The sequence below is a fragment of the Paenibacillus sp. FSL H8-0315 genome (assembly GCF_038005365.1).
Lineage (GTDB): Bacteria > Bacillota > Bacilli > Paenibacillales > Paenibacillaceae > Paenibacillus_AQ > Paenibacillus_AQ odorifer.
In genome coordinates, this window is the sequence record NZ_JBBOTA010000001.1 from 3432409 (window position 1) to 3449143 (window position 16735).

Consider the following 16735-nt stretch of genomic DNA (forward strand, 5'->3'; position numbering starts at 1 on the left):
CCCAGTTCGCAAGATAAAGACCCGCATGAGGCGTATATTATACGCCCATGCGGGTCTTTTTTTAGGAAAAAAGTAGCGCTGATTCCTGCGACAATGCAGAATCCTATTTCTGTTCCTCTGTCAGCACATCTTCAGTTAAGATTGCGTAGGTTTGGTGATCCTGCCACTGTCCATTTATTTTAAGATACTGACGGGCAACCCCTTCAGGTTTAAACCCACTCTTCTCCAGGACTCTTCGGGAAGCTTCATTATGCAATAAAATAGCTGCCTGAACTCTATGTAGACCTAAGGCTCGGAAAGCATAGCCAAGGACTAATCCGACCGCTGCTGTCATATAACCTTGTCCTTGCATCCGATGATCCATTAAATATCCTAAATCAGCATATTGTGCTACACCTCGTGAGACGTTGGACAATGTGATCTGACCGATTAGCTGTCCATCCAGCAGATAAATGCCGAACATATAAGCTCTGTCCTGTAGGGCGTCCTCAATACGCTGATTGATGATCTGTTGCTGACTCTCCAGGGTAAAGAAGTGCTCATCACGTTTTGGCTCAAACGGTTCGTGGGTTACCCGGTTATTTAAACGAAGCTCCAGCAGGCTCTGTGCATCCTTAAGCTCAAGTGGAGAAATATAGATCCCTTGAGAGGTATGATATAGAGTAAGGGTCATTTAGGAGTCCTCCTTTTGTTTAATTGGCTTTTTACGTAAACGGCGAAAGAAGGAGGTGAGTAGATCTGCACATTCTTCTTGTAAAACATCCTGTATTACCTCAGTTCTATGATTAAATCGCGGCTCTTCAAGCAAGTTCATGAGGGTCCCGGCACATCCAGCTTTAGGGTCAGGCGTTCCATATACCGTGAGAGGCACTCTGGACTGCACTATTGCTCCTGCACACATCGGACAAGGTTCTAGGGTGACGTACAGCTGGCAATCCAGCAGACGCCAAGAATTCATGACATTGCTGGCCTCGCGAATGGCTACCATCTCTGCATGGGCTGTCGAATCCATTGTCGTTTCTCGTAAATTGTATCCACGTCCTATAATTTCACCATGTCGAACAATGACAGCGCCAATAGGAACCTCACCTAATGCCTCAGCTTTACGTGCTTCTGCGATCGCCTGCCTCATCCAATATTCATGAACCGCTTGTATATCTTCTGGCGATTCATTGGCTTTAATATTCAAGATCATCTTCCCTTCTTCTGTAACCATTATACAACGAACAAATATTCGTTCTTAACAAAATGTGCATAACTCTGTGGATAACAGCCTACTTATACACATTTTTGTACACACCGGACTTTAATAATTTGTTTATATGTGCATAAGATGTGGATGGTTTCTTATATATTGTAGAGAAACACCTTTTGAATTTCAATATTTGGTGAATTAATAGGCTTGTTTTAAATGTCCTTTTCAAATGAGGGGGCAAAAGGTATGATGTTTATTATAGGCTCCGCAAGGATTTACCAGTGGATAAGAGGTGAATAACAGTTTGTCCATAAAGACAAAACTATCTGCTATTATTTTTGGAGCGGTACTGCTAATTTTAGCATTGAATCTGACATTTAACCTTTATGCCGCTCAGAATAATCTAAGAAATGAAAACGTAAATAATATGCAGATCACCGCTATGCAAATGGCTGTTTCTGTAGAACAAAGTAACTATAGCTCTAACTATGTAGAATATCAAATCGCGCATAACTTAAGAATGGCTGCCATCTTTGCCTCTAAGGAATTGGGTCCGGATTATAAGAATATAACCAACGCTCAACTTAAGGCCCTAACTTCCAAGTTGGGCGTGTCTAATATTTCAATTCTGGTAAAGACTGATAATGATATCGTGGTGACAAGGGCATCAAATCCGATTGATATTGGAATGTCCACTCAAGGTTGGGGGTACTGGTACCTTGCCCTTTTGGAGTTATTTGATAATCAGGAAGTCACTGTGGGGCAAGGTCAGTCATTGGATCATTTTTGGTCAGGCCCATTTGAATATTCAACCTACAATCCCGATTTCATTGAGAAGTGGGGTTATTATCATGATGAAGCAAGCAACTACATCATTAATCCTGTTATTCTCAATACTGCGGCAAGTGAATATATCGAAATCACCAACCCCGATCAAATTGTAGAGCGAACCAAAGAAGTTAATCCAGGGATTTTAGAGCTTACAGGATTTAATCCAACAACATTTGGTTTAGCAAGTATGGCGGGTGATGGAAGCGATGCATTTAAAAAGAAACTTGGCAACCGCCCAATTAAGTTCGGTACCTATACTTATGGTAATGTGGAGCAAGATAAAGCAGCTATTCTATTAGCTCAGCAGAAGCAGAAGCCAGTTACACTGGAGACGAAGGTACATGGGAAAAGAGTGCTCAAAAGCTTCATTCCTATTCAGAATCCTAAAATGGAGCCTTACGTAATCGGTGTAGTTTTGGATTATTCTGTGATTTCATCCGTAGTTCATGAACAATTAGCCAATTATTTGACTACGTCTCTGTTATTGCTGGCATTATTTTTGCTATGTAGTTACATACTTTCAGGTTTTATTACTCGTCCAATTCAGGCTATACTTGCCAAAGTCAATGACGTAGCGCGAGGTAAGTTCGAACCTCCATTAAAGGTAACCTCTCGTGATGAGTTAGGTCAATTAGCCTTGCGGATTAACGCTATGACTTCTCATCTTATGCAACGCACCAATCGTCTTAAGCAGACGCTGGAAGAGAACCGGGCGGTTAAGGAGCATTTGGAATCCGTAATTAACGGTACGTCGGATGCGATTCATACGTTGGATATGGAGGGACGAATCACTAGCACTAACAGAGCCTTTGAGGAGCTGTACGGATGGAGTGCAACAGAAGTGATAGGCAATATGCCATATCTTGTACCCGCGACAGCGCTTAAGCAAGAGGAAGAGCGGCTTGACGCGTTAAGAAATGGTGCAGTTCTGCCGCCGATCGAGACAGTGAGACTTAAACGGGACGGATCATTAGTTGAAGTTAGCGTTAGTACCTCGATAATTCGAGATGAAGAGGGTTATCCCCATTCCTTTATTCACGTTTCCCGTGATATGACGGAACGCAATCGAATGGAGGAGCTGCTTAGACGCTCTGAGAAACTAACTACAGTCGGCCAATTGGCCGCAGGAGTAGCTCATGAGATTCGTAACCCTCTTACCACGTTAAAAGGATTTCTACAGCTTCAACAGGAGAAGGAGCTCTTGGTTCCGCTTCATGTAGAGCTGATGTTATCCGAGCTGGAGCGGATTAATCTTATCGTCAGTGAATTTTTAATCCTGGCTAAGCCGCAAGCCGTTCATTTTCAGGAGAAAGATCTTCGCTACATATTAGGTGATGTAGTTTCTCTATTGGATAGTCAGGCTCATCTACATGATATTCAATTTAGTACGAAATTCTCTGAACAACCTGCTACTGTACATTGTGAAGAGAACCAGCTGAAGCAGGTATTTATTAATATTGTTAAAAATGCAATTGAGGCTATGCCTGAGGGTGGCGTCATTTCAATGGAACTGTGGAACTCTGTGGATTGCGTCTTTATTGTAATCAAAGATCAGGGTGAAGGGATTCCAGAGGACGTGCTGCCTAAGCTGGGTGAACCGTTCTTCACGAATAAGGAATCGGGGACTGGGCTTGGGTTAATGATTAGCCAGCGTATTATTCAGGCTCATAAGGGTCATTTGGAAATACAAAGTGAAGTTGGCCGGGGGACAACCGTTATGATTAAGCTGCCTGCAGCTGGAGGGGTTACACCTTGGCTTAACATTAAGGATGAACGGAGTGAAGAACAACGTGAGAATTAATAAATTCATCAGTGAGACAGGATACTGTTCACGCCGAGAAGCAGACAAGCTTGTGGATGCCGGCAGAGTTACGATCAACGGAGAGCCTGCTGTGCTGGGCAGTCAGGCTGTTCCGGGCGATGATGTGCGAATAGATGGTATAGCGCTTGAAACCTCAAGCCAGACGGTCTACATTGCTCTAAACAAGCCGGTTGGGATTACATCAACCACAGAACAGCATATCAAGGGGAATATTGTCGATTTTGTAGGTCATCATGAGCGTATATTCCCGATTGGTCGTCTCGATAAGGATTCGGAAGGATTAATCTTGCTTACTAATGATGGTGATATCGTTAATAAAATTTTGCGGGCGGAAGGCCGGCATGAAAAAGAATATGTGGTTACCGTGGACAGACCCATTACGCCTTCATTTATTACCGGCATGTCGAGCGGTGTGAAAATATTAGGTGAGAAGACGCTGCCCTGTGAGGTCACGCGTATTACGGAGCGTGTCTTCCGTATTATTTTGACAGAGGGCAAAAATCGCCAGATTCGTCGTATGTGCAGCGCTTTTGGCTATGAGGTGCGAAAGCTGCAACGCATTCGGATTATGAATATTCGCCTGGGGGCATTGCAAACGGGAGAATGGCGGGAGCTGTCTGCTGATGAGAAGAAGGAGCTTGGAGCTACGCTGAACTACGAGTTACTGTAGGAATGTTATTACAATGTTACAGGTCCATATAGAATGTAGTACTCGCAACAAAAAAAGAGCTGTCCGGGGTCTAAGACCTTTGGACAGCTCTTTTTATTACCTTACGAAATCAATTATTCAGCAGAGGGAACAATCCCTGTAAACTCTTTGGATTCTTGATATTTGCGAATAATGGAAACCTCTACCCGGCGATTCTTGCTTCGGCCGGTAGCTGTGTCATTATCCGAAATAGGATGATACTCGCCGTATCCAATCGCACTAAATTTGCGCGGATTTAGATTTGTGTTCTGCAGCAAAATCTTCATGAACTGAAGTGCCCGATCCGCACTCAGATCCCAGTTGGATGAATAGTTGCTATTGGAAATCGGAATATCGTCGGTGTGCCCTTGCACTACTACATCATAATCCGGGAATTGCTGCAGCATCGTTGAGATGGATTTAGCTAATTGCCGCGAATCATCCTTAACAATGGCTTGGCCAGAGGCGAACAATGCGTTATCACTGATCGTAATCATTAGCTGAGATTGATTAAGCTTCGTACTGAGCAGATCAGTTAGGCCGTTGCTCTTAATATATTGATCGAATTGTTTCTTAAGCTTCTCTAAATCCTCTTGTTCCTTTTGTCGTAGCTTTGCCATTTCTGCTTCTTCAGCTTTCTTGGAAGTAGAGCTACCCATCTTATCATTTTTCCCCAGATCTTCTTGAGTTTTACTAGGCATTGCTGCCCGCTCTTCAAGAATACCTGTACCGCCATTAAGTGCGGAACTGAAGGCTTGACTCATCTCTTCAAATTTCTTGGCATCCGTTGCGCTCATAGAATACATAACGATGAACAGAGCCACCAGAAGAGTCATGAGGTCGGAATAAGGTAACAGCCACGATTCATCGGCATGTTCTTCATGCTCTTCGTGTCTAGTCTTTTTGCTCACCTGATCCACCGTCCTTCTCATTTAACTTAACGCGTTGCGAAGGTGTTAGGAATACAGCAAGCTTCTGATTGATGGCAATAGTAGATACACCGGACTGTATGGACAAAAGACCTTCGACCATCATCATTCGAACTTCGATTTCTTGTTTGGAGAGACGTTTCAGTTTATTAGCAATAGGATGCCATAATACGTAACCTGTAAAGATACCAAGCAAAGTGGCGATGAAGGCAGCCCCGATTGCCGCAGCCAATTTGTTCATATCACTCATATCAGCCAGAGCGGCGATGAGGCCGATAACCGCCCCGAGCACCCCAAGGGTAGGAGCATACATACCTGCCTGTGAGAAAATGAGCGCTCCTGCTTTATGTCTATCCTCTGTGGCGTGGATATCCTCCATGAGGACATCGCGGACAAAATCCTGATCATTTCCATCAATGATCATCCGCATGCCATTCCTGAGGAAGTTATCTTCTATTTCATCGACCTTTGATTCTAGAGCCAACAGACCTTCACGCCGTGTGATAGAAGCCCATTCCATGAACATAGTGATTAATTCGGGTTTACTGATTAATTTCTTTTTGATAAAAATCATTTTGAACAGACTTGGAATCTTTTTGACCTCGTTGAAAGGAAAGGCCATGAAAATAGACGCTGCCGTACCCACCAAGATAATAACGTAAGCAGCAGGTGTGGCCAAAGCATGAAGTGGAGCGTGCTTGAGGATCATGCCCCAGATTACAGCAACCAAACCAAAAATTAAACCAATTATTGTTGAAATTTCCATTTTGCACCTCGTCCGTGAGATTTAAGATGTGTTCCGACAATGCCGCGTATATCATCCTTGAAACAGCGGCAGGGCACTCTGTGCGAAACCGAATTAACGTATATTCTTATTTATCGACATCATTCGGTTTTTTGTGAAGTCATTTTTTCGGCTATAATGGATAAGGTAAGTAATTATTCATCTGTGAAGAAAACGGAGTGATATACGTGGGTGTAAAGCATGGTAGAGATTACGGTGAAATTCTAACAGATTTGACCGAAGCCGTCGGACGAATTTCCGATGGATATTTATTTTTTGAGATGGATCCGGACGAGTGGCAGGAACTACCCCAAGAATCAAAGCTGGAGGTATGGGAAGCATTGGCTGAGGATCTTTTCTTCGCGCTGGGTAATGAACCTATGATTGAAGTGGGGAGCGGCGTAATTATTTACGATAAGGACACGCATCGCATTAATATTTTAGTTGGCGAAGAGGATTTGGCTTCAGTGGTTTTGATTTAGGCAGAGGAGACGTCTGGACGTAATTTGCCCGTAGTTAGTAGCCCGTGTTAAAATTGATAAAGCCGAGTTATAATCGCTGGGATTTGTGAATACATTAAATCGAAAATATCGCCTTTATCCTGGCACATCCCTTGGACCTCAGAAGCTAAGGGATGTTTTGTTTAACGCCTAAGTCATGTAAAGGGAACTGCGCACTTTACTGCAATTTTTTGTAAGGGAGGAAACGAATTGTTATTTACGGAAGAGGAACTGCGTGAGGAGATCACCAAGCTGGAGGGATGGAAGCTGGATAATAATGTTATGGTGCGAAAATATATGTTCAGCCAATATATGAAGGGCATTGCGTTCGTTGATGAAGTAGCCACGATTTCAGAAGCCTTCGATCATCATCCACATATTACGATTGATTATAAAACAGTTACCCTGCGACTTGAATCTAATGAAGAAGATGGGATTACGGCTCTAGATCTTCGAGCGGCGCATGAATTTAATGAAGCCTTTGAAAAAAATCATTAGTTTAGCCAAAATCATAAAATAAACGCCCGTGCATAGATAGTCACCTATCTCATACACGGGCGTTTTTAGTTGCTTGATGGGTTACTTTTTCTCTGAGAGCCAGAGTGCGACGTTGGCGATCTCTTCAGGGGCTAGCTTCTCTTTAAAGGAAGGCATTTGACCACGTCCTTTGGTGACGATGCTGTAGATTTCCTCAGCGTCATGCTGGCCGCCTTCATTCTGAAGACTTGGTCCAACTCCACCTTGAAGCTGATCGCCGTGACAGGTGATACAGCTGGCTTTCACGGTTGCTTCTGCCTTTGCTGCGTCCAGTTGAACTACCGGCATCGTGGGCTTATTTTCTTCCGCTACCTCTTCTTTACCCGGAAGTGTAAACATGAGTACTACCGCAAAGGCACAGGCGGCAAAAAACAAACCGCTCATGATCCATTTCTGCATCCCAATTCGTCCCTTCTATGTAAGCTGCTCCCTACATTATAGCTTATGGTGAAGCGTTATCATAGGGTTTGTGACAAAAAAATGAACGAGAATACAATCATTCTTATGAAATATCTGGTATTTAATATCATTTGTCATAGACCATGCAATAAAAAGGTTTGTCTCCTGTAGGTGTGCGGCGTTCATACGTATCTGTAATCGTAAATCCACATTTTTGATAAGTTCGAATGGCGCGTTGGTTCCAGGTCAGGACTTCTAGATCTATCTCTCGATCAGGATAACGACTCAAGGCTGTCTGGACGATGGCATCTACGAATAGTTTGCCTAAACCATGGCCGCATAGATCGGGGCGCATCCCAACTCCTAAACGGACGACTCCTTCCATCGGGAACAACTGTGCGAATCCGCACAAAACCTCTTGTTCATTTAATATGGAGATATATTGTTCCTCCCGGAGCTGCGGATCACCAAACTCGATGCCAAGAGCCTGCATCTGCTCCCACGGCATCCAGCCATAAATATTATATGGGGGCGTATAGCTCCACTTACAAATAGCTTCTCCGTGAATTGCCTCCATAGGAACAACATGAAAAGTTACCGAGGGATTTATCATAAAGTCAACGATCTCCTTTCACGAGGACATTGCTATATTACTAATTATATACAAAATGGGGGAGGTTCGACTCAGAAACTTTATATGAGAGGAATGTTTTACAAATTATGAGAGGGGTAAATAAGTAATAAGACAAAAAAACAAGCTCTCCTCCAAGAGTTACCTTGGAAAAGAGCCTATGTACGTTACTTATTGCACATCATCATTGTCTTCCGATTCAGCAGCAACCGATTGATAAGCGTCTGTGCTCATAATGCGCTTGGCACCAACGTAGCGTTTCACGTAGTAGCTATCACTCAGAGAGCTAATCGTAACACCGCGTGAGGTAGAAGCGTGTGCGAACTTACCTTCACCGACATAAATGCCGACATGGGAGACACCTTTGCCACTTGTATTGAAGAATACAAGATCTCCGGCTCTTATATCATCACGGGAGATTGCTGTGCCCATTTGATATTGGGAACCTGATTGGTGTGGAAGGTTAATGCCAATCTTATCAAACACATACATTGTAAATCCGGAGCAATCAAATCCGTTAGTGGATATACCGCCGGATACGTATTTAGTACCGATGGCCTTGTCAATCACTTTATCCATTTTGGAATCTGCGAAAGCGCTTCCTGCTCCGATGGTGAGGATGATGGAAAAGCTTAGTACTGCTGCTGCTAACTTCTTCTTCAAAAGTGTATACCCCTTCCAAATGCCTACGAGGTTAGCTTAAGGGTTCGGTTGAAGGTCCCCTATGACCCCTCTATATAATGGAGGTCAATTCACCCAAAGTTGGTTCCCCCGTTTTCCTAATAGTTAGGAAACTCGGCTCATACTGTTGATTAGGATTAGCTTGTAATCAATACATGACAAAACCTTTGTAAATAACAACTTAATGATTACAAAAATGTTACTAAAATCTCACTGCGCTAATTGTAACAAACAGAAAGCCGCTTGGCAATCGTTTTTAACATATTAATGCAGAAAAATTGGCATTTTTACGGTAGAAAGGCATATGTAAGCGTTAATAATGACCTAATTTTTAATATAATTGCAATTTTTATCAAATAAACGTGTTTCAATTGGGCTCTATTAGTGTAAAAATATATTATGGAAAAAAGAAAAACCCGAATTTGATTACGGGCATAATCAGATTCAGGTTCATATAGTTGTAATTATGAGGTTATAGTTGTGAGGAAGGTTTCAATCGAAGGCTACAGCTTGATAAGCTGAAGTACTCATTACTCTTTTAGCGCCAACATAACGATTGGCCCAGTAGGCCTGACTGAGTGAAGTGATGGTCACTCCACGCGAAGAGGACGATTGTGCGAATTTTCCGTTTCCAACATAAATGCCGACATGGGATACTCCATTGCCAAGTGTGTTAAAGAACACTAGATCACCAGAACGCAGATTGCTTTTGGATACAGCAGTTCCAACGCTATATTGAGCTTTTGATGTACGAGGTAAAGTAAGACCCACATTCTTGAATACATATTTTGTAAATCCAGAGCAATCAAATCCGGCAGTGCTTGTACCTCCGGTTTTATAGGCAACTCCAATAGTCTTTGAGATTACAGTGTCCATCTTAGAGTCGGCAAAGGCGCTTCCTCCACCAATAGATAATGCCATTACAAGTCCTAGCGCCGCAGCGACGCATTTTTTTCTTAAATTATGTCTTTTCAAAAGATGTACTCCTTCCAAGGCCTGCGAGGTTAGCTTAAGGGTTCGGTAGAAGATTCCCTATGATCCCTGTAAAGCGAGATCAATTCACCCAAAATATGGTTCCCCCACTTCCCGGTGCAAAGGAATTAGGCGTGTTAAGCACCAAGAGAATGACGTTTCGACAGTTACACTTACGATAAATACATTTAGTTATGTAGGAATCGTTTCAATTGATTACAAAATTGTTACTAATAGCACAGGACTTATTGTAACAGAGCTTTTATGATTTTGCAAATACTCTTAAGTTATCCGTAATGAGAAAAAGTCCCAGCTCCTGAATACAGGAATTGGGACCTTTTTATTATGTCAAATAAGGTTAATTTATTGTGGAAATGCTTTGCTACACCATAGATGATATTGTGCAGAGATTCCCCACATTTTTAAGAGCGTAGAAGGTAGTGGTGAGATTTGCCGTATTATAAGTGCCGGCAGGCCGGGACAGAACAGACCCGTCAGTCCGCACACTAGCAGTAAGAGCAAGCCTCCCGCACCAAGTACAATGGAAACACCTATAGCAGGAATCAGTGACCGCAAGCAGATGAACAGTGAGGAGAACATTCCTGTACCGCCGGTGTAACCAAACTGCATATATAGAAGAAACAGGCGCACGATAAAAATATATATAAGCCATGCCAATACGTATGGTACTAAATGAAGTAACAAAGTGTAGTTAAACAAAGAGGATAAGAACAGCCCGTACATTTTTGGAGCAAGCCAGTAAAGCGGCAGCAGGGTCAGCACCCATTCGATTAGGCTAAAGACTAAGACAGGTAGTCCATAGATCTTCATGCCGGGGAAAAAGAACAGCCCGCGCTCGCCCTTTCGCTCCTGGTGCAGCTCATGCAGCAATCCTGCCCTTATGAAAGGAGAAAGCAGAAGTCGCAAGACAACAAGTCCTAGAAGCATCCATAACCAAGTGCGTATCGCAGGGTCAGTATTCAAGCTGAACTGTCCCTCGATATAATACAACAGTCTGCCCATACCGCTGCCGCCGGCGTCTTTATCTGGATAGCGCAGTAGAATTGGAATAATAGCAGATCGGATGAAACCATACATAAAGTAGCCCCAGAGCAGTCGGTAGATGAAGAGCAGAATTAAAATATAAAATTGCTCCTTCATGCTTTGCCAGCCGCGGGTTATCGATATTCTCACAATCATTCACCTCACCAGACAAGAGTTCCGAGCACGGTTTCAAGTAGTTTAGTTACACTTAACGTCCAGCGAGAGAGCGTCTTGGGCTCTATTTCCGCCAGCCTAAAGTTGTTTAAATGTTTGCTCTCCAATAAGATGGAATGCTCAGGGTCAATCTCAGCAGAGAGAAGAGGCTTATCGCTTAACAATTGAAACGTAGTCTCTGCTCCTTCACCGTTCCAGACCCGCTGTACCGAAGAGCTGTCGGCGAATGTGAATTTCACGGGAACATCATCGTAATGGCTCCCTTTATTTGAAATCTTCACTAATGATTCGTAGCTTTGAGCATCGCCGCTGTTATTTTTTTTAAAAGTAATCGTATCTACTGAGAAGTCAGGCGCACCATCACCATAAATGTAATCATCGAAATAGGCCTGCCATGATTTTTTGGTTACCTTCTCAACGACTTTCTGAAAATCTGACGTAGCGGGATGCTGGAAACGGAACTTACGAGCGTAGGAGGACATGATGTTGTTCATTGCTTTGGTACCTACCTGGCGTTCGATATCTTTAAGTACAAGCTTGCCGCGGATATAAACATTTCGGCTATAGGAATCCGCCCCTGCATATTTCCACGTTTCCAGATTTAACGGCTCAGGTATAGTTACCAGGCTGGCCTGTAAAGGCAAATTAGACTTGATACCGTATTCTTGTTCCATAAGTCTGTCTTCGGCATAGGAAGTAAAGCTTTCATCCAGCCAGGCCTCCTCGAATTCATTACTGGCTACCATACCGTAGAAGTATTGATGGCCGATCTCATGAATGACGGTTCTTTCAAGTGAGGTATCTGGAGAAGAATCTGCGGCCCCAAAGGCTGTAATAAGTGTAGGATATTCCATTCCTCCAGCGCCGTTTCCCTCCTTAGGTGGGACGATAATAGACAGCGTAGAGTAGGGATAAGGGCCATACCATTTGCTGAAGTAGGTCAGGGCAGCCTTGGCAGCTTGAAGGTAACGCTCTTGTAAGTCTTTGTGCAGTGGGTCGAGATACACCTTAATTCGTACTCCAGGCACTTCCGGCGTAGAGAAAGCCTCCTCTGCTACTGTAAAATCAGGGGATGCAGCCCAAGCGAAGTCGTGGACATCATCGGCGTAGAACTGATATATTTTTTGATCTTGTTTGAGCTTGGCATTTTTTACAGGAAATCCGGTCGCAGCCACCGTATAGTTGGAAGGAACGGCAATCGTTACATTAAAGATGCCAAAATCACTGTAAAACTCAGAGGTCCCGTGATACTGATGCAGGTCCCAGCCTTCTTCTTTAACTCCGCGTGTGCCCTTAGGCTCGTATACACTAAGCTTAGGGAACCATTGCCCAGCCATAACGAAGTTACCTGAAGCACCCATGCGAGCAAAGATTTTGGGCAGCTGGACTTCATACTGAAGCTTAAGTGTTACACTTTCCCCACCATTAACAGGCTGAGGAAGATGTACCTTTAGAAGCGTCTTATCGTTGATATTGCCGTCATCAGGTTGAACATATTGCACTCTTTGCATTAGCGAAGTTCCCTCTGTCGTGCGCAGATCGGTCAGCGTCATATTTCCGAAGCCGTTCTCAGGCATGCTGTCGCCTCTGAGCGTCCCCCCGGATTCCTTCATAAAGGTGGTATCTGATGAGGCGAATGCATTTGGATACATGTGAAAATATAAATCACTTACTGGCTTTACTCCGGGGTGTGTCCAGGTTACTGTCTCAGAAGCTTTTAAGGTTTCTGTGTCAGGAACAAGCTGGACATCAATGTGATACTCGACTACCCGCTGGCTTAAAGCCTCCTCTGCCGGGACGGGTGCGCTCTCAGGCAATACCTGCTGTGGTACGGCTGCAGGCGCTGTGCCGCTGGAGGACTTGGCCTCTTTTGAAGCAAAGCTAGTAACAGAAGCTGTTGAGCTATCCCCTGAAAAGGCCCATATTCCTCCTCCCAGCAGCGCGAGGATGGCCAGGGTCGCAAAGATGATGTACTTTAATGACAGTGACTTCATAGTGTGATTCCTCCCGTGACAAGCATCTACGGGATGTATATGTTTGCAATCGCCGCATTATTAGCTAAAATTAAATTATTCGTAAGAGGAAGGGTGTGCACTCGTGGACAACATACAACCGGAGGGCAAGAAACAGATTGCCTTAAATATTGTGAACGCTAAAAGTAAACATAAAGGCTTTGGAGCAGGCTCTATAGATCTCAACAACGTTTCACCTGTCATTATTGATGGTGATGTGGCGGTTATTGATATCGGTGCCATGCATGCCAAGAGCAAGGTGGAAAAAGGAATTAAATTTTCCATGAATCGTGAAGATGTACCGAATGGAAGACAGGTTTGGGTGGTATGGGTAGCGGTAGACCGTACATTGGAAGCTCAATTTTATGGTGGAATCACAGCCTGTGAAATGTGGATTGATACAGAAGCGCGCCGCGGATGGAAAATTCTTGCCGAGCATGTCAATAAGCTGGATGCAGCTCTTAAACGCAAGATCGATGTGGCAGGGCTTGGAGCCATTGAGAAGTCGGCGCTCAAATCCCTTCTGATCTCTCATAATGAAGCATGGTGGAATGCATCCTCAGATGAGCTTAAAGCTGCACTGACTGAATAGTATAGGAGCCTCCAGAAGGGTTATCCGATATAAAAAAAGCTTCGACCTCCGGAAATAGGAGCGTCGAAGCTTTTTTAATTTATGATTTGCTTGTACTGCTAAGCTTGCGTTTGAGCTGACTCACTCTGGCTTGGCTAATCCCGAGGATTTCTGCAAGTTCTTTTTGGTTGGCATAGGGATGATCTTCAATAGCTTGTTCCAGACGTTGGCACATTTCCTCTGTCTTCGACTTTCGGATGCTGGTGTTGTGCTCTGGTGCCTCAACAACAAAATCCTCACGTGACTCTGGCAATTGAGACATGCGTTCAGGATCGACAATTTCTTTTAGACAGCTGCTACAAATAAACTGCTCTTTATAGTAGGTGACATGGTCGTGGCTTCTGCAAAATGTACACTCTGTCGAGGTGTACTTCCTAAGGACGATGATTTTTTCGTCTAAAACAAAAAATTCGATAGGATCACCAATGTCGATATTACGCGTCATACGGATTTCTGCGGGAACCACAATTCTCCCAAGACTGTCTAAACTCCGGATCATGCCTGTATCCTTCATCCCATGTCCCTCATTTACATCATTATATTTTGGTTTCTAATAACTATTATAGCAGTAATTGAGAGTTAAGAGAATGGGGTAATCATAATAAATAAAACGGTTACATCCCTTATGTGATAAGTGATATTTGAATTTGGAAATCCTGTTGTTACTACAATATATAACTTATAAAAAAAGAAAAACCCCTTCAATATAAATGAAGAGGCTAATTCAACCACCAGCGTTTAATGTTCTTCCATAGGGAACGATTCTCTTCAGCAGGATCTACCTTGCTTTGTGTGTCATCGACAGCAGGAGCGGCGCCAGTTCCATGCAATTCGCAGTATTCGGTGGGCTCAGTTCCACTAATAAAGGTTTCCAGTTCTTTGTCGGGACATGCTGCTGTAGCAAGTTTACCGGATTGCGGATTGACGTATACGCTGACCACTCCATCTGGAATGGGGAAAATTTTTGGAGGGACATTTTCCAGCGCTTTTTCAGTAAATTGGGCGAAAATAGGAGCCGCACGCCGTCCGTCGGTAGTTGCGATGTCGCGCCCCTTGTCGTATCCAACCCAGACTGCCGTGGATAGCTCCGGGGTGAAACCTACCATCCAGCCATCTGTATCCGTAGTACCAGTCTTGCCGGCTACCGGACGTTTGATTATGGAAGCCACACGATTGCCCGTCCCCCCAGTCTCGAATACCCCCTCCATTAAACGAGTCAGGACATAGGCAGCTGAAGGTTCTACGACGGTTACTCCTTTGGGTTGAGGTGCTTCATACAGGACCATGCCATTTGAATCAGTTATTTTTAGAATGGCTGTGGTCGGCATTTTCTGACCGCTGTTTCCAATTACAGCAAAAGCCGCAGCCATTTCAAGCGGACTGATCGGTGAAGTGCCTAGTGCCAGCGAAGGTACGCTTTGAAGTGGACTGTCAATGCCCATTTTCGCAGCCATTTCGCTCACTTTATCCGCGCCGATCTTCATAATTGTATTAACAGCATAGATATTGTCCGATGCTGCGATAGCTTGCCGCATATTAATTTCACCCAGATACTTATCCCCAAAGTTTCGGGGCTGATACGTTTTGCGGTTGTTATCATAATGAAACATCGTTGGCTGACTATTGAAGACCGAAAGTCCTGTCATCTCTTTGGAAGAGAGTGCGGCCAAATACATAATCGGCTTAAAGGAAGAACCCGGCTGGCGTGTGGTGGCCAAAGCATGATTGTACTGGTTGGTACGATAATTTTTTCCGCCGACCATTGCTTTGATGTAACCGGTGCGAGGATCGATGGATACAAGCGCAGTCTCCAGATCACTAGTTTGATCCATCTCTTTGTCAACGGCATTTTCTGCGGCATGCTGCATGTCAGGGTCAAGGGTGGTATAGACATTTAGTCCGCCTTGCTCCAGCTCATCATTACTGATGTGGAGCGATTCTATAGCCAAATTGCGGATATAATCCCGGAAATAAGGCGCAGCTACAAGCGTATCCTTTTGTCCTTGCGGCTTGAAGTTTAAGTTCTCTTGGACAGCTTGTCCAGCTTCTTCCTGAGTGATATTACCTAAATTCGCCATGACGGTCAGGATGATTCTCTGGCGCTTTTTAGCATTGTCCATGTGGTTGTATGGTGAATAATAGGTAGGTCCCTTTGGAATTCCAGCCAGCATGGTACTCTCTGCCAGGTCTAAATCAGCTGCAGATTTACCAAAATACATCCGTGAGGCTGCTTCAATGCCGTAAGCACCGTGGCCATAATAGATATTATTTAAATACATGTTCAGGATTTCATCTTTGCTGTATTTCATCTCCAGCTGCATCGTATAGACAGCTTCTTTAGCCTTGCGCGTCCACGTTTTTTCATGGGATAGGTAGAGGTTACGTGCGAGCTGTTGAGTTAGCGTACTAGCACCCTGCGACCGGTTCCCCTCTTCCAGATTGACAAGAACAGCTCGTGCCATCCCTTTCAGATCAAATCCGGAATGCTCATAAAATTTACGATCCTCGACTGCTAGTGTAGCTTCAATGAGCAGGGGAGAAATTTGACTTAATTTGACGGGTTCACGGCTGCGGCCGTCTGAGGTAAAGGTGGCAAGAACATTGCCCCGGGAGTCAAACAGCTTGGAGCGCACATCATCGCTAATCGGTGGAAGATCTTTTTGATATAGATAACCGAGCAGAGCTCCGGTGGTTAATACAAATAATATGATCAAGGCTGCCAGCAGCCGAAATAAACGCCGGAAGCGGCTTTTTCGTTTCGGTGGATTCGTTGATTCGCGTGTCATGGCACCAGACTCCTTTCTTTCATATTATGGGGAAGGATCTGGAAGGATATTCATTAGGGATATGGAGGGTAACAAATTGTTTCTATTTTGTGATTGTTTAAGGTGGATAGGGTATCCTC

General features: G+C 44.0%; 17 protein-coding genes and 2 riboswitches. Of the genes, 5 read left to right on the top strand and 12 right to left on the bottom strand.

What is annotated here, in order from left to right; translation table 11 throughout:
- Positions 1-103: 103 nt before the first annotated feature.
- Together MHB56_RS14965 and tadA are read right to left on the bottom strand one after the other, a co-directional pair.
- The gene (locus tag MHB56_RS14965; protein ID WP_076187218.1) at positions 104-673 is read right to left on the bottom strand and encodes a GNAT family N-acetyltransferase; all 570 of its coding nucleotides are present in this window, start codon (positions 671-673) and stop codon (positions 104-106) included.
- Complete coding sequence (gene tadA / locus MHB56_RS14970; RefSeq protein WP_076130386.1) at positions 674-1195, bottom strand: tRNA adenosine(34) deaminase TadA; 522 nt, start codon at positions 1193-1195, stop codon at positions 674-676. It lies immediately after the preceding gene.
- Positions 1196-1499: 304 nt separating this feature from the next.
- On the opposite strand from tadA, the gene MHB56_RS14975 reads away from it, so the two are divergent.
- Positions 1500-3827, top strand: coding sequence for a sensor histidine kinase (locus MHB56_RS14975; protein WP_076280415.1), 2328 nt, complete (start codon positions 1500-1502; stop codon positions 3825-3827).
- A complete protein-coding gene (rluF, locus tag MHB56_RS14980) occupies positions 3817-4518 on the top strand; it encodes a 23S rRNA pseudouridine(2604) synthase RluF (RefSeq protein WP_036679985.1) in 702 nt (233 codons plus the stop codon). The genes MHB56_RS14975 and rluF overlap by 11 nt, the downstream gene beginning before the upstream one ends.
- A 113-nt stretch (positions 4519-4631) precedes the next feature.
- Here rluF and motB read toward each other — a convergent pair whose 3' ends face one another.
- Positions 4632-5447: a flagellar motor protein MotB gene (gene motB / locus MHB56_RS14985; protein WP_076130384.1), complete on the bottom strand. Its 816-nt coding sequence runs from the start codon at positions 5445-5447 to the stop codon at positions 4632-4634.
- Positions 5431-6231, bottom strand: coding sequence for a flagellar motor stator protein MotA (motA, locus tag MHB56_RS14990; protein ID WP_036679967.1), 801 nt, complete (start codon positions 6229-6231; stop codon positions 5431-5433). The genes motB and motA overlap by 17 nt, the downstream gene beginning before the upstream one ends.
- A 206-nt stretch (positions 6232-6437) precedes the next feature.
- On the opposite strand from motA, the gene MHB56_RS14995 reads away from it, so the two are divergent.
- Both MHB56_RS14995 and MHB56_RS15000 read left to right on the top strand, forming a co-directional pair.
- Positions 6438-6731 carry a hypothetical protein gene (locus tag MHB56_RS14995; RefSeq protein WP_036679966.1) on the top strand — a complete coding sequence of 98 codons (294 nt, stop codon included), beginning with the start codon at positions 6438-6440 and terminating at the stop codon, positions 6729-6731.
- Between the two features lie 228 nt (positions 6732-6959).
- On the top strand, positions 6960-7247 hold the full coding sequence (locus MHB56_RS15000) for a 4a-hydroxytetrahydrobiopterin dehydratase (RefSeq protein WP_076130383.1): 288 nt from the start codon (positions 6960-6962) through the stop codon (positions 7245-7247).
- An 81-nt stretch (positions 7248-7328) separates the two neighbouring features.
- Here the strand turns inward: MHB56_RS15000 and MHB56_RS15005 are convergent, their stop codons facing one another.
- From MHB56_RS15005 to MHB56_RS15030, 6 genes are all read right to left on the bottom strand, one after another.
- Entirely contained in the window at positions 7329-7685 is a 357-nt protein-coding gene (locus MHB56_RS15005; RefSeq protein ID WP_036679962.1) for a c-type cytochrome, read from the bottom strand.
- Positions 7686-7812: 127 nt separating this feature from the next.
- Positions 7813-8298 (bottom strand): GNAT family N-acetyltransferase, encoded by a 486-nt coding sequence (locus MHB56_RS15010; RefSeq protein WP_076280416.1) that lies wholly within the window; start codon positions 8296-8298, stop codon positions 7813-7815.
- 189 nt (positions 8299-8487) lie between these two features.
- Positions 8488-8979: a C40 family peptidase gene (locus MHB56_RS15015; protein ID WP_036679958.1), complete on the bottom strand. Its 492-nt coding sequence runs from the start codon at positions 8977-8979 to the stop codon at positions 8488-8490.
- Positions 8980-8984: 5 nt separating this feature from the next.
- Positions 8985-9127: riboswitch (cyclic di-AMP (ydaO/yuaA leader) on the bottom strand.
- A 362-nt stretch (positions 9128-9489) separates the two neighbouring features.
- Positions 9490-9918, bottom strand: a complete 429-nt coding sequence (locus tag MHB56_RS15020) for a C40 family peptidase (protein WP_076130394.1) — start codon at positions 9916-9918, stop codon at positions 9490-9492.
- Positions 9919-9975: 57 nt separating this feature from the next.
- A riboswitch (cyclic di-AMP (ydaO/yuaA leader) is annotated at positions 9976-10114 on the bottom strand.
- 218 nt (positions 10115-10332) lie between these two features.
- Positions 10333-11163: a hypothetical protein gene (locus MHB56_RS15025; RefSeq protein WP_341143716.1), complete on the bottom strand. Its 831-nt coding sequence runs from the start codon at positions 11161-11163 to the stop codon at positions 10333-10335.
- Positions 11164-11174: 11 nt separating this feature from the next.
- Complete coding sequence (locus MHB56_RS15030) at positions 11175-13181, bottom strand: M1 family metallopeptidase (protein WP_341143717.1); 2007 nt, start codon at positions 13179-13181, stop codon at positions 11175-11177.
- A 103-nt stretch (positions 13182-13284) separates the two neighbouring features.
- Here MHB56_RS15030 and MHB56_RS15035 point away from each other — a divergent pair, with 103 nt between their 5' ends.
- Positions 13285-13791, top strand: a complete 507-nt coding sequence (locus MHB56_RS15035; protein WP_036679953.1) for a YwhD family protein — start codon at positions 13285-13287, stop codon at positions 13789-13791.
- A 79-nt stretch (positions 13792-13870) separates the two neighbouring features.
- Here MHB56_RS15035 and MHB56_RS15040 read toward each other — a convergent pair whose 3' ends face one another.
- Together MHB56_RS15040 and MHB56_RS15045 are read right to left on the bottom strand one after the other, a co-directional pair.
- Positions 13871-14344, bottom strand: a complete 474-nt coding sequence (locus MHB56_RS15040) for an AbrB/MazE/SpoVT family DNA-binding domain-containing protein (protein WP_038568063.1) — start codon at positions 14342-14344, stop codon at positions 13871-13873.
- Positions 14345-14549: 205 nt separating this feature from the next.
- Positions 14550-16616: a transglycosylase domain-containing protein gene (locus MHB56_RS15045; RefSeq protein ID WP_076278004.1), complete on the bottom strand. Its 2067-nt coding sequence runs from the start codon at positions 16614-16616 to the stop codon at positions 14550-14552.
- Between the last annotated feature and the right edge of the window lie 119 nt (positions 16617-16735).

What these genes read in the sequence shown, in the direction of transcription:
- MHB56_RS14965 (WP_076187218.1), bottom strand. Translation starts at nt 673, where the DNA reads ATGACCCTTACTCTATATCATACCTCTCAAGGGATCTATATTTCTCCA.
- tadA (WP_076130386.1), bottom strand. Translation starts at nt 1,195, where the DNA reads ATGATCTTGAATATTAAAGCCAATGAATCGCCAGAAGATATACAAGCG.
- motA (WP_036679967.1), bottom strand. Translation starts at nt 6,231, where the DNA reads ATGGAAATTTCAACAATAATTGGTTTAATTTTTGGTTTGGTTGCTGTA.
- MHB56_RS15005 (WP_036679962.1), bottom strand. Translation starts at nt 7,685, where the DNA reads ATGCAGAAATGGATCATGAGCGGTTTGTTTTTTGCCGCCTGTGCCTTT.
- MHB56_RS15010 (WP_076280416.1), bottom strand. Translation starts at nt 8,298, where the DNA reads ATGATAAATCCCTCGGTAACTTTTCATGTTGTTCCTATGGAGGCAATT.
- MHB56_RS15020 (WP_076130394.1), bottom strand. Translation starts at nt 9,918, where the DNA reads ATGGCATTATCTATTGGTGGAGGAAGCGCCTTTGCCGACTCTAAGATG.
- MHB56_RS15030 (WP_341143717.1), bottom strand. Translation starts at nt 13,181, where the DNA reads ATGAAGTCACTGTCATTAAAGTACATCATCTTTGCGACCCTGGCCATC.
- MHB56_RS15040 (WP_038568063.1), bottom strand. Translation starts at nt 14,344, where the DNA reads ATGAAGGATACAGGCATGATCCGGAGTTTAGACAGTCTTGGGAGAATT.
- MHB56_RS15045 (WP_076278004.1), bottom strand. Translation starts at nt 16,616, where the DNA reads ATGACACGCGAATCAACGAATCCACCGAAACGAAAAAGCCGCTTCCGG.